12 protein-coding genes and 1 pseudogene are annotated in these 12567 nt (G+C 73.0%); 12 read left to right on the top strand and 1 reads right to left on the bottom strand.

The window, feature by feature from the left end; translation table 11 throughout:
* The 12 genes and pseudogenes from AB0D45_RS13300 to AB0D45_RS13355 all read left to right on the top strand — a co-directional run.
* A pseudogene (locus AB0D45_RS13300) lies at positions 1-523 on the top strand (NADH-quinone oxidoreductase subunit C); the annotation flags it as partial.
* A complete protein-coding gene (locus AB0D45_RS13305; protein WP_362458047.1) occupies positions 520-1488 on the top strand; it encodes a complex I subunit 1 family protein in 969 nt (322 codons plus the stop codon). The pseudogene AB0D45_RS13300 and the gene AB0D45_RS13305, both read left to right, overlap by 4 nt.
* On the top strand, positions 1488-2102 hold the full coding sequence (locus tag AB0D45_RS13310) for an NADH-quinone oxidoreductase subunit I (protein ID WP_362458050.1): 615 nt from the start codon (positions 1488-1490) through the stop codon (positions 2100-2102). The genes AB0D45_RS13305 and AB0D45_RS13310 overlap by 1 nt, the downstream gene beginning before the upstream one ends.
* Positions 2102-2734: an NADH-quinone oxidoreductase subunit J gene (locus tag AB0D45_RS13315; protein ID WP_362458053.1), complete on the top strand. Its 633-nt coding sequence runs from the start codon at positions 2102-2104 to the stop codon at positions 2732-2734. The genes AB0D45_RS13310 and AB0D45_RS13315 overlap by 1 nt, the downstream gene beginning before the upstream one ends.
* Entirely contained in the window at positions 2734-3093 is a 360-nt protein-coding gene (gene nuoK / locus AB0D45_RS13320) for an NADH-quinone oxidoreductase subunit NuoK (protein ID WP_362458056.1), read from the top strand. Before AB0D45_RS13315 ends, nuoK begins: the two co-directional genes overlap by 1 nt.
* A complete protein-coding gene (locus AB0D45_RS13325) occupies positions 3090-5093 on the top strand; it encodes an NADH-quinone oxidoreductase subunit L (RefSeq protein WP_362458059.1) in 2004 nt (667 codons plus the stop codon). Before nuoK ends, AB0D45_RS13325 begins: the two co-directional genes overlap by 4 nt.
* Positions 5094-5131: 38 nt before the next feature.
* Complete coding sequence (locus tag AB0D45_RS13330; protein ID WP_362458191.1) at positions 5132-6685, top strand: NADH-quinone oxidoreductase subunit M; 1554 nt, start codon at positions 5132-5134, stop codon at positions 6683-6685.
* Positions 6682-8214, top strand: coding sequence for an NADH-quinone oxidoreductase subunit N (locus tag AB0D45_RS13335; protein WP_362458062.1), 1533 nt, complete (start codon positions 6682-6684; stop codon positions 8212-8214). Before AB0D45_RS13330 ends, AB0D45_RS13335 begins: the two co-directional genes overlap by 4 nt.
* 201 nt (positions 8215-8415) lie before the next feature.
* Positions 8416-9279 (top strand): zinc metalloprotease HtpX, encoded by an 864-nt coding sequence (htpX, locus tag AB0D45_RS13340; protein WP_362458065.1) that lies wholly within the window; start codon positions 8416-8418, stop codon positions 9277-9279.
* The gene (locus tag AB0D45_RS13345) at positions 9276-9668 is read left to right on the top strand and encodes a YccF domain-containing protein (protein ID WP_361606154.1); all 393 of its coding nucleotides are present in this window, start codon (positions 9276-9278) and stop codon (positions 9666-9668) included. The genes htpX and AB0D45_RS13345 overlap by 4 nt, the downstream gene beginning before the upstream one ends.
* 8 nt (positions 9669-9676) lie before the next feature.
* Entirely contained in the window at positions 9677-10750 is a 1074-nt protein-coding gene (locus AB0D45_RS13350; protein ID WP_362458068.1) for a hypothetical protein, read from the top strand.
* A 50-nt stretch (positions 10751-10800) separates the two neighbouring features.
* The gene (locus tag AB0D45_RS13355; protein WP_362458071.1) at positions 10801-11316 is read left to right on the top strand and encodes an SMI1/KNR4 family protein; all 516 of its coding nucleotides are present in this window, start codon (positions 10801-10803) and stop codon (positions 11314-11316) included.
* Here AB0D45_RS13355 and AB0D45_RS13360 read toward each other — a convergent pair.
* Positions 11300-12535, bottom strand: coding sequence for an APC family permease (locus AB0D45_RS13360; protein ID WP_362458074.1), 1236 nt, complete (start codon positions 12533-12535; stop codon positions 11300-11302). The two genes, AB0D45_RS13355 and AB0D45_RS13360, sit on opposite strands and share 17 nt — an antisense overlap.
* Positions 12536-12567: the final 32 nt, after the last annotated feature.

A 12567-nucleotide genomic window follows, 5' to 3' on the forward strand; every position in this document is an offset into this window, starting at 1 on the left:
GGCCCGCACCCCGCGGGGCGCGGCGGCCGGCGCCGGCCCGGCGCGCACTCCCCGCGAGGGCGCCCCGGTACGCCGCACCCGCTCGGTGACGGAGGGCTCCGCCAGCCAGGCCACCCCGGCCCCGGACACCGCCGGCGAGGGCGCCTCGGACACCCCGCGCCCGCCGCGCCGCACCCGCTCGGTGGCGGACGGCTCGGCCAGCCAGGCCACCCCGGCCCCGGACACCGCCGGCGAGGGCGCCCCGCAGGCCCCGCGCCCGCCGCGCCGCACCCGCTCGGTGGCGGACGGCTCGGCCAGCCAGGCCACCCCGGCCCCGGCCGACGCCCCTGACGCCCCGCGCCCGGTCACCCCGCCGGCGGCGAAACGCAGCGCGGACGCGCCCTGGCACGACCCGAAGCCCGCCTTCGAGGAGCCCCCGGCCGCCACCGCACCGCAGCCGGACCCCGGCCGCGAGCCCGAGCCGGAGCCCGACACCGACCCCAAGCCCGACCCCAGGCCCGACACCACCGGAGGCGACGCGTGAACGACGTCCTCGACGTCGCCCTGCGACTGATCGTCGTCTTCGCCGTCTTCCTCGTGCTGCCGCTCGTCATCGGGCAGACCGAGCACAAGGTGATGGCGCACATGCAGGGCCGCCTCGGCCCCATGTACGCGGGCGGCTTCCACGGCTGGGCCCAGCTCGTCGCCGACGGCGTGAAGTTCGCGCAGAAGGAGGACATCGTCCCGGCCAACGCCGACCGGCGGATCTTCCAGCTGGCCCCCGCCGTCGCGCTGCTGCCGTACCTCCTCGTCCTGCTCGCCATCCCCATCGGCCCGGGCAACGGCGCGGTCGGCCAGGTCATCGACGCGGGCCTCTTCTTCGCGCTCGCCGTGATGGGCGTCGGCGTGCTCGGCAGCCTCATGGGCGGCTGGGCCTCCGCCAACAAGTTCTCCCTGCTCGGCGGCCTGCGCACCGCGGCCCAGCTGCTCGCGTACGAGCTGCCCATGTTGCTGGCCGCCGCCTCGGTCGCCATGGCCGCAGGGACCGTGTCCCTGCAAGGCATCGTCGGCGCGTTCGAGTGGTGGTGGCTGCCCTGGCAGATCATCGGCGCGGTCGTCTTCTTCACCGCCGGCCTCGCCGAACTCCAGCGGCCCCCGTTCGACATGCCCGTCGCCGACTCCGAGATCATCTTCGGCGCCTACACCGAGTACACCGGCCTGCGCTTCGCGCTGTTCCTGCTCGCCGAGTACGCCGGCATCGTCGTCCTCTGCGCCCTCACCACCGTCCTCTTCCTCGGCGGCTGGCACGGCCCCTTCGGCGGTGACGACCTCGCCTGGTTCTGGACCCTGCTCAAGACCGCCCTCCTCGCCTTCGTCGTCATCTGGCTCCGGGTGAGCTACCCGCGCCTGCGCGAGGACCAGCTCCAGAAGCTCGCCTGGACCGTACTCATCCCCCTCGCGCTCGCCCAGATCGCGCTCACCGGCATCGTGAAGGTGGCGATCCAGTAATGCCCCCGATTCCCGGATCCGGCCTCGCCAAGGGCCTGGCCGTCACCCTGCGCACGATGACCAAGCGCGCGCACACCGCCCAGTACCCCGAGGTGCAGCCCGAGCTCCCGCCCCGCAGCCGCGGGGTCATCGGCCTGTTCGAGGAGAACTGCACGGTCTGCATGCTGTGCGCCCGCGAGTGCCCCGACTGGTGCATCTACATCGACTCCCACAAGGAGACGGTGCCGGCCGCCACGCCCGGCGGCCGCGAGCGCAGCCGCAACGTCCTCGACCGCTTCGCCATCGACTTCTCCCTCTGCATGTACTGCGGCATCTGCATCGAGGTGTGCCCCTTCGACGCCCTCTTCTGGTCGCCGGAGTTCGAGTACGCGGAGACCGACATCCACGAGCTCACCCACGAGCGCGACAAACTGCGCGAGTGGATGTGGACCGTGCCGGCCCCGCCCGCCCTCGACCCCGCGGCGGAGGAGCCCAAGGAGGTCGCGGCCGCCCGCAAGGCCGTGGAGAAGGCCGAAGCCGCCGCCGCAGCCGCCGCGGCGGCCGCCGCGGCGCAGGCCGGATCGGCCCCGCCCGCCGACGGCACCCCCGACACCCCGGCGGGAGGCACCGCCTGATGTACGCCGCCCACCTCGCAGCGGTCGCGGCCGCCGGCGCCCCCGCGCCCGCGCCCGGCCCCGGCTTCCTCTCGCCGACCGGCGTCGAGATCGCCTTCCTCCTCGTCGGCCTCGCCACCCTCGGCGCGGCCGTCATCACCGTCACCACCAAGCAGCTCGTGCACGCCGCCCTGTGGCTGGTCGTCGCGCTCGGCGGGATCGCCGTCGAGTACCTGCTGCTGACCGCCGAGTTCATCGCCTGGGTCCAGGTCCTGATCTACCTCGGCTCCGTGGTCGTCCTCCTCCTCTTCGGGCTGATGCTCACCAAGGCCCCCATCGGCCGTTCCCCGGACGCCGACTCCGGCAACCGCCCGGTGGCGCTCGCCGTCGCCGCGGCCGCCGGAGCCTCGCTCGTCTGGGTCGTCACCGACGCCTTCCGCACCACCTGGATCGACCTCGACGGACCCGCCCAGGGCTCCACCAAGGTCTCCGGGGAGATCCTCTTCCAGCACTGGGTGCTGCCCTTCGAGGCGCTCTCCGTGCTCCTCCTCGCCGCCCTGATCGGCGCCATCGTGCTCTCCCGCCGCAACACCCCCGCCGAGGAAGCCGCCGACGCCGCCGCCCGCGCGGGCCGCCAGGAGGAACAGCGCTGATGCACCTCGCCTACCCCGCGGTCCTCGCGGCCCTCCTCTTCGCCACCGGCCTCTACGGAGTGCTCGCCCGCCGCAACGCCATCCTGGTCCTGATGTCCGTCGAGCTCATGCTCAACGCCGTCAACCTCAACCTGGTGGCCTTCGACGTCTGGCTCCGCGACACCCTGCACGCAGGCCAGGCCCTCACCCTCTTCACGATCGCCATCGCCGCCGCCGAGATCGGCATCGGCCTCGCCATCGTGCTGATGGTGTACCGCAACCGGGGCACGTCGGACGTCGACAGGCTCCGTGACACCGCCGAGGGCCGCGACAGCGGCCGGCCCGACGACACCACTGCCCGGCCGGAGGTCGCCGCGTGAGCACCACGACCCTCGCGGTCCTCGTCCCCCTCCTCCCGTTCCTCGGCGCGGTCGCAGGTCTCCTCCTGGGCCGCTCGGCTCCCGGCTTCGTCAGGCCGCTCGCCGTGCTGCCCGCCCTGGCCGCGGCCGTCCTGGCCGTGCTCGTCGCCGTCCGCCAGGGAGGCGGACCGGCCATCGACACCGCGACCGAGCTGACCCCGACCGGCTCGGTGCCGATCGAGCTGTCACTCCACCTGGACGGCTTCGCCGTCCTGGTCGCCGCCCTCGTCGGGGTCGTCGCCACCTGCGTACAGCTCTACTCGACGGCGTACCTCCGCGAGGACCCGCGCTACCCCTCCTACGCCGCCCTGGTCTCCCTGTTCACCTCCGCCATGCTGCTCGTCGTCTACTCCGGCGACCTCATGGTGCTGCTGGTCGGCTGGGAGGTCATGGGCATCTGCTCGTACTTCCTCGTCGGCCACTACTGGGAGACCGAGGCGGCCCGCTCCGCCTCCCTCAAGGCCTTCCTCGTCACCAAGCTCGGCGACGTCCCCTTCCTCATCGGCCTGTTCGCGCTCGCCGCCGACGCCGGCTCCTTCCGGATCACCAAGATCCTCGGCACCGTCGCCGCGGGCGGACTCGACCACCCGACGCTCATCGCCCTGCTCCTGCTCGCCGGTGTCGCCGGCAAGTCCGCGCAGTTCCCGCTGCACACCTGGCTCCCGGACGCCATGGCCGGCCCCACCCCGGTCTCCGCGCTGATCCACGCCGCCACGATGGTCGCCGCCGGTGTCTACTTCATCGCCCGCCTCCTGCCCGTCTTCACGGCCTCGCGGGCCGCACTGGTGGTCATGGCCGTCATGGCCGCCGTCACGATGGTCGGCTCCGCCCTCGCCGCCCTCGCCCAGGACGACATCAAGCGCGTCCTGGCCTACTCCACGGTCGGCCAGCTCGGCTACATGACCGGGGCCCTGGCCGTCGGCGACCGCGGCGCCGCCGTCTTCCACCTCCTGTCCCACGGCGCCTTCAAGGCGCTCCTCTTCCTCGGCGCGGGCGTCATCATCCACGCCGCCGGAACGAACTCCCTGGCCGCCATGTCCCGTATGGACGGCCTGGCCAAGCGCATCCCCGACGCCTTCTGGACGATGACGGTCGCGCTGCTCGCGCTCGCCGCCATCCCGCCCTTCGCCGGCTTCTTCTCCAAGGAAGCCGTCCTCGTCGCCGCCGAGCACACCGCCGGCGGACACTCCGACCTCGTGCCCGGCGCGGCCGGCTGGATCGTCCTGACCGCCGGCCTGCTGACCGCCCTGCTCACCGCCGCCTACGCCACCCGGCTGTGGCTGATGGCCTTCCGCGGCCGGGGCGCCGCCGCCCCCGACCACGGCAGGGAACCCGTCGCCATGACCGGCGTGCTGTGGCTGCTGGCCGTCCCCTCCGTCGCCTTCGGCCTCGCCGCCGGCCCCCTCGCCGACTGGTTCGACGACAGGGAACTCACCCCGTCCGTGACCACCTCCGTCCTCGGCACGGGCGCCGCCCTGATCGGCGTGGTCCTCACGTACGCCCTCTGGCAGCGCGCCACCGCCCGCGCCGCCGCCGGGATCCGCAACGGATCCGCCGTGCCCGCCTCCGTCGCGGCCGCCGAATCCGCCGCCGAGACCCCCGAGGTGGCCGAGGTGACCCACGACCACCCCGCCGTCCCGGCCGCCCCCGCGGCCGACCCCGGCCGGGCCCTGCTCGGCCCGCTGCACCGCCACGCCGCCGACGGCTTCCACCTCGACGCCGTCTACGACCGGCTCTTCGTCCGCCCCACCCGGGCGGCCGCGGGCCTGGTGCGCTTCCTGGACCGCGAGGTCGTCGACACGTACGTCCGCGGCGCGGGCACCGGCCCCCGGCTGCTCGGCAGCCTCGTCCGCCGGGCCCAGACCGGCAACGTGCAGAGCTACCTGAGCGCCCTGCTCGCCGGCGCCGTGGTCCTGGCGATCGCCACCGCCGTCCTCGCCAACGTCAACGCCGGATCGTGAGCCGAGAGTCAGCCGTGATCGATATCAGCCCGTCCGTGATGCAGTTCCTTCTGGCGTTCACCGTGGCCGCACCGCTCCTCGGCGCCGTCGCGGCCCTCCTGCCGGCCCCGCCCGGACTCAAGGGCAAGAGCCCCGAACAGGCCGTGCTCCGCCACGGCGTCACCATCACCGCAGTCGTCCTCGCCGCAGCCGTCGCCCTCACCCTGGGCTTCGACCACGACGCCCCGTCCCGCTTCCAGGCGACGACGGACATCAGCTGGATCCAGGCGCTGAACATCCGGATCCACCTCGGCATCGACGGCATCTCGCTCCCCCTCCTCCTGATGACCGCGCTGCTGTTCTTCCTCTGCGCGGTGTACAGCTACTTCAAGCTCCCCGAAGGCCCCTCCGCCAAGGGCTTCGTCGCACTGCTCCTCGTACTCGAGTCCGGCACCCTCGCGACCTTCGCCGTACTCGACCTGATGCTCTTCTTCCTCGCCTTCGAGATGGTCCTCGTCCCGATGTACTTCCTCATCGCCCGCTGGGGCGGTGCTCAGCGGCAGGCGGCCGCCTGGAAGTTCATCCTCTACACGCTCCTCGGCTCCGTGGTCATGCTCCTCGGGCTGCTGCTGATCGGGCTGAACAGCGGCACTTTCGACATGGTGGCACTCGCCACTGACAACGGGCGCGGACTGAGCCACACCACCCAGCTCCTGGCCGTCCTCGCCATCGGCATCGGCCTCGCCGTGAAGACCCCGATGTGGCCGCTGCACACCTGGCTGCCCGACGCCCACACCGCCGCCCCCACCGTCGGCTCCGTCCTGCTCGCCGGCGTCATGCTGAAGATGGGCACCTACGGGTTCGTCCGCATCCTGCTGCCCGTCACCCCCGACGGCATGCACACCTTCGCCCCCTACCTCGGTGCCTTCGCCGCCGTCGGCATCGTCTACGGATCCCTCGCCTGCCTCGCACTGACCCGCAAGAACGGCAAGGGCGACCTCAAGCGCCTCATCGCGTACTCCTCCGTCGGGCACATGGGCTTCGTCCTCCTCGGCATCGCCACCATGACCCCCACCGGAGTCAACGGCGCGCTCTTCGCCAACATCGCCCACGGCCTCATCACCGGCCTCCTCTTCTTCCTCGTCGGCGCCCTCAAGGACCGCTACGGCAGCAGCGACCTCGACACCCTCGCCGGAGCCACCGGCGCCGCCCTCTACGGCCGCGCCCCCCACCTCGGCGCACTCCTCGCCTTCGCCGCCGTCGCCTCCCTCGGCCTGCCGGGCCTGGCCGGCTTCTGGGGCGAGATGCTGGCCCTGTTCGGGGCCTTCGACCCGGCCGAGGGCCTCTCCCGCCCGGCGTTCCTCACCTACATGGCCGTCGGCGCGTTCGGCACCCTGCTCACCGCCGCCTACCTGCTGATCGTCGTACGCCGCGTCTGCATGGGAGACCCGAAGGCCGGCCCCGAGACGACCCTCGCGGACGTCCAGCGCTACGAGTTCGCCGCCTGGACCCCGCTCGTCGCCCTCACCGTCCTCGCCGGCCTATGGCCGGCCCTCCTCCTCGGCCTCACCGACCCGGCCGTACAGAAGCTCCTCGCAGGAGGCAACGCATGACGGCCACGACGGTCCTCGCCGCCGACACCCCCAGCCTCGTCCAGTCCGTCGACTGGCTCGCGATCGCGCCCGTGATCATCACCGCCGCCGTCGCCCTGGCCGTCCTGGTCGCCGACCTCTTCGTCCCCGAGGGCCGCAAACCGCTCCTCGGCTGGATCTCGGTCGCCGGCCTGGCCGCCGCGACCGCCACCCTGCTGCCGCTGCGCGGCGGCGACCGCACCACCTTCTGCCTCACCACCGACCCGGCCGCGTGCAGCTACACCGCCGACCGCTTCACGCTCGTCGTGCAGTTCCTCGTGCTGGCCGGAGCCCTGGTCACCGCGCTGATGTCGGTCACCGTCGTCCGCGAGGCCCGCACCCCGGCCGGCGAGTACTGGTTCCTGCTGCTGTCCTCCGCCGCCGGCGCCGCCCTGCTGCCCGCCTCCCGCGACCTCGCCACCCTGATCGTCGCCCTCGAAGTGGCCTCGCTGCCCGCCTTCGCCCTCGTCGGCATGCGCCGCGGCGACCGGCTCTCCTCCGAGGCCGCCCTCAAGTTCTTCCTGTCCTCGGTCACCGCCACCGCCGTCTCCCTGATGGGCGTCAGCCTCGTCTACGCCGCCACCGGCTCCCTGCACCTCACCCAGGTCGCCGGCCGGCTCGAAGACGTACCCGGGCAGCTCGACACCCTCGCCATGGCAGGCGTCGCGCTCACCCTCGTCGGCTTCGCCTTCAAGACCGCCGCCGTCCCCTTCCACTTCTGGGTCCCCGACACCTACGTCGGCGCCCCGCTGCCCGTCGCCGGATACCTCTCCGTGATCGGCAAGGCCGTCGGCTTCACCGGCCTCGTCCTCGTCACCGTGATCGCCTTCCCGGCGTACTCCGACATCTGGGGGCCGGCCCTGGCCGTGCTCGCGGCGCTCACCATGACCCTCGGCAACGCCGCCGCCCTGCGCCAGTCCGCCGACCGCTCCCACAGCGCCGTACGGCTGCTCGCCTGGTCCTCCGTCGGCCAGGCCGGCTACCTGCTGGTCCCGATCGCCGCGGCCGCGTACTCCGACCGCCACCAGATCGGCTCCACCGTCGCCTACGCGCTGATGTACGCGGCCGTGAACCTCGGAGCCTTCGCCGTGGCCGCGCTGGTCGCCCGTACGAAGCCGTTGCACCGCATCAGCGACTACCGGGGCCTGTACGCGCAGCGTCCCGCCGCCGCCCTGTCGATGGCCTTCTTCCTGCTCTGCCTGGCGGGGCTGCCGCCGGGCATCATCGGGCTCTTCGCCAAGGTCGCCGTCTTCCGGTCGGCCGTCGACGCCGGCCTGGGCTGGCTCGCCGTGGTCATGGCGGTCAACGTCGTCATCGCCCTGTACTACTACCTGCGGTGGACCGCCCTGCTGTTCCGCACCCCGGAAGCCGCCGAGGGCGTACCCGCCCGTACGAAGGCCCCCTGGCCCGTCGCGGCCGCGATCGCACTCACCGCCATCACGGCCCTGGTCCTCTCCGGCGCCCCGCAGCTCGTCCTGCGCTTCGCCTCCGGCAGCCTCTTCCCGCTGTAGCCCTCCCGGCCGCCCGCCGCTCACCCGTACGGAGCAACGCCCGCTGCCGCCCCCGGCCCGCGCCCCGGGGGCGGCGGCGCCGCCGTGCCCTGGGAACCAGACGCCGCCACCTCGCGTTGACCAGAAAGGGAGGGTCCACTGGACCGAAGTCCCTCGGTTCCACGACGGGGCTCCCCTGCCGCACCACTTGGAGGGCGTACCGTGCACCGCCGGCACAACGGGCTGAAGACCGCCGTACTCCTCGGCGGGCTGTCCGCACTCATCATCCTCATCGGAAGCTTCTTCGGACGGAACGGCCTGATCATCGCCGTCCTCGTCGCCCTGGGGACGAACGCGTACGCGTACTGGAACAGCGACAAGCTGGCTCTACGCGCGATGCGCGCACGCCCCGTCAGCGAGTTCGAGGCCCCCGAGCTCTACCGCATGGTGCGCGAGCTCTCCACCTCCGCGCGCCAGCCCATGCCACGGCTCTACATCTCCCCGACCGAGGCCCCCAACGCCTTCGCCACCGGCCGCAACCCGCGCAACGCCGCCGTCTGCTGCACGGAGGGCATCCTCCGCATACTCGACGAACGCGAACTGCGCGGAGTCATCGGGCACGAGCTGAGCCACGTCTACAACCGCGACATCCTCATCTCGTCGGTCGCCGGAGCACTCGCCTCCGTGATCATGTTCCTGGTGAACTTCGCCTGGCTGATCCCGGTCGGCCGCTCGAACGACGACGAGGGACCAGGCCTCTTCGGCATGCTGCTCGTCATGCTCCTCGGCCCGCTGGCCGCCTCCGTGATCCAGCTCGCCATCAGCCGCTCGCGCGAGTACGAGGCCGACGCCTCCGGAGCGCAGCTCACCGGCGACCCGCTCGCCCTGGCCAGCGCCCTGCGCAAGCTCGACGCCGGCACCAAGCAGCTCCCGCTGCCCCCCGAACCCCGCCTGGAGACGGCGAGCCACATGATGATCGCCAACCCCTTCCGGCCCGGTCAGGGGCTCTCCAGGATGTTCTCGACGCACCCTCCGATGGCCGAGCGCATCGCCCGGCTCGAACAGATGGCAGGCCACAGCCAGTGAAGACAATCCTCAACGTCATTTGGCTCATACTCAGCGGGATCTGGCTGTTCCTCGGATACTGCGTGGCCGGCCTGATCCTCTGCGTCACCATCATCGGCATCCCCTTCGGCATCGCCGCCTTCCGCATCGCCGTCTACGCCCTCTGGCCCTTCGGCTACACCGCGGTCGAACGCCGCGACGCGGGCGCACCGTCCTGCGTCGGCAACGTCCTGTGGCTCCTCCTGGCCGGCTGGTGGCTGGCCCTCGGCCACATCGTCACGGGCCTCGCGCTCTGCGTCACGATCATCGGCATCCCGTTCGGCATCGCCAACTTCAAGATGGTCCCCCTCTCCCTGCTCCCGCTGGGCCGCGAAATCGTCCCGACCGACGCCCCCTTCGCCTCCCGGTGACGGCCGGCGTGCGCTTCGCCCTGTGGGGCGAGGACGAGGACCACGAGGAAGAGCAACTGTGGGCTTCGTGCGAGGAGGCGGAGGGCCTCTTCGCCGAACCGCCGGAGCCCGTACGGCGGCGTTACGAGCTGCGCGGATTCACCGCGGAGGCCGCACTCCCGGCCGCGCTCGGATTCCTCGTACTGCAACCGCTCCACGAGCACGGCCGGCCCGCCCGGGAGTGGTACCTGGAGGACGCCCGCGTCCTCGCCACCCGCGCCCGTGACGGGTCGCGGCAGGACGTGACCGTCGAGGCCGTCCGCCCGGACGACCAGCCGCCCCACCCGGCCGGAGCCCCCTCGGCAGCGGGCTTCAGCCTGTCCGACCACCAGGACCGGGTCCTGGGCCACTTCCGGGACCTCGCCGAGGTGCTGCCCGTCGAGGAGCCGCCGCCGCACTCCGTACGCCTGCTCGGGTGCGCGGTGCGCGGGCCGCTGCGGGAGGTGCTGGAAGGCCGGGAGGAGCGGCCGCTCGGCTACCGGCACCTGGACGCCCTGGACGCCGCCGGCGCGGTCCTCGCCCCGGTCGGATACCCGCACATCGTCGACTGGCAGCCCTCCCCGCGCGGCCCCGGCCTGTACGACCTGACCGTGCACATGGAGCCCCAGCCGCCCGTCGTCGCGGACATCTGGCCGCTGTGGCGGGACGGCACTCCGGCCGTCCCCAACCTGTGGGCGCGGTTCGACGACAGCGGCCGGGCCCTCTGGCTGGATCCGGCCCTGGCGCACCGCAGGGGCCCGGACCGGCCGGCCGGCGGCACCTACCACCTCGACGGGAGGCACGTCACCGACACCGAGGGCTTCTTCTGCGCACTCGGCGAGGCCGTCAACGGGCCGGGCGGGTACTTCGGGCGCTGCCTGAACGGTGTCTCGGACGCTCTGTGCGGCGGATTCGGAGCCACATGGCCGTTCACCCTCGTCTGGCACCACCACGAGGTGGCCCGCCGCTGTCTGGGCCTGCAGCCGCTGGTGAGAAGCCCGGCCACCTTCCCCGAACTCCTCGACTTCCTCCGGGAGAAGAGCATCGACGTCGTCCTCGCCTGAGTTGTCCACAGGCGAGGACGACTGTCGGCGGGGTACGCCACCATGAACACATGAACGAAACCGAGCAGTTGCTGGAGCAAGTCACCGAGCACGTACGAGACCCCGCGCGCCGACGCGGAAGGCGCCTGCCCGTGCCTTTGGCGCCGGCGGAGGCCGACCGCGCCGAGCAGATACTCGGCTTCGCCCTGCCGCCCCTCCTCGCCGCGCTCTACACCCGCGTCGGCGACGGCGGATTCGGTCCCGAAGGCGGACTGCTGCCGCTGCGTCAGGCCATTGCCGCGTACGAGTCGGGCCGAGCGTCCGACTGGGGCTGGCCCGAGGGTGTTCTGCCGATAGCGGACTTCGGCTGCGCCATGTACGCCTGCGTGGACTGCCGCTCCGAAACCGCCCAGGTCCTGCTCTTCGAACCGAATGTGGGGGAGCCCGCGCTCGCCTGGTACCTCCACTCGCCGAGCCTGGCGGGCTGGCTGCGCGACTGGCTCGACGGTGCGGGCTGGTTCCGCGACGACTGGGGGGACGACGACATGGACCCGATCCCGTGGCCCGAGTTCAGCTCCCGGACCTGAACCGGCCCCGAACCCCGTAGACCGCCGCGCCCAGCACCAGCACCGCCGCCCCCGCGACCGCCGCCGCGAAGGGCAGCGTGCAGGCCAGCACCACACAGCCGGACAGCCCCACCGCTGCCACGGCCCGGCCCTTGACACCTGAACCGAGAGTCCACGCTGAGGCGTTCGCGATCGCGTAGTAGACCAGCACTCCGAAGGAGGAGAAGCCGATCGCACCCCGCAGATCGGCGGTGGCCGCGATCACCGCCACGACCGCACCCACGGCCAGCTCCGCACGGTGCGGCACCTGATGCCGGGGATGTACGGCAGCCAGCGCGCGCGGCAGGTGGCCGTCCCGGGCCATCGCCAGGGCCGTGCGCGACACCCCGAGCACGAGGGCCAGCAGAGAGCCCAGCGCGGCCAGCGCCGCGCCCACCCGGACGACGGGGGACAGTCCGGGCCACCCGGCAGCGCGCACCGCGTCGGCCAGCGGGGCGGCCGACGCCGCCAGACCCGCGCTGCCGAGCACCGACAGGGCCGCCACCGCCACGGCGGCGTACACGAGCAGGGCGATCCCCAGCGCGAGCGGCACCGCGCGCGGGATCGTGCGCTGCGGATCACGCACCTCCTCGCCCAGGGTGGTGATCCGGGCGTAGCCCGCGAAGGCGAAGAACAGCAGGCCAGCCCCCTGCAACAGCCCGGCGGCGCCCCAGCCCCCGCCGGCCAGGGCCCCGGGATCCGCCGCGTCGGAGGTCAGGCACACCACGACGACCCCGGCCAGCACCGCCAATACCGCCGCCACGATCAGCCGGGCGATCCGGGCGGACTTCTGCACCCCGCCGTAGCCGGCGGCGGTCAGCGCCACCACCGCCGCGACGGCCACCGCGTGCTGCCGCCCGGGCCACACGTACGCGCCGACGGTCAGGGCCATCGCCGCGCAGGAAGCCGTCTTGCCGACCACGAACCCCCAGCCGGCCAGGTACCCCCAGAAGGGGCCGAGCCGCTCGCGCCCGTAGACGTAGGTCCCGCCGGAGGCCGGGTACCGGGCGGCCAGCCGGGCCGAGGAATGGGCGTTGCAGTACGCCACCAGGGCCGCCACAGCGAGGGCGGCGAGGAGCCCGCCGCCTGCGGCGCGTGCCGCCGGGGCGAGGGCGGCGAAGATGCCGGCGCCGACCATCGCGCCGAGTCCGACCACGACGGCGTCGGACACTCCCAGGCTGCGCTTCAGCTCGTTGTCCACGGGCGGAGGGTAACGGGGCAAGGTGACGCCCG

Source organism: Streptomyces sp. NPDC048352 (assembly GCF_040651895.1).
Classification (GTDB): domain Bacteria; phylum Actinomycetota; class Actinomycetes; order Streptomycetales; family Streptomycetaceae; genus Streptomyces.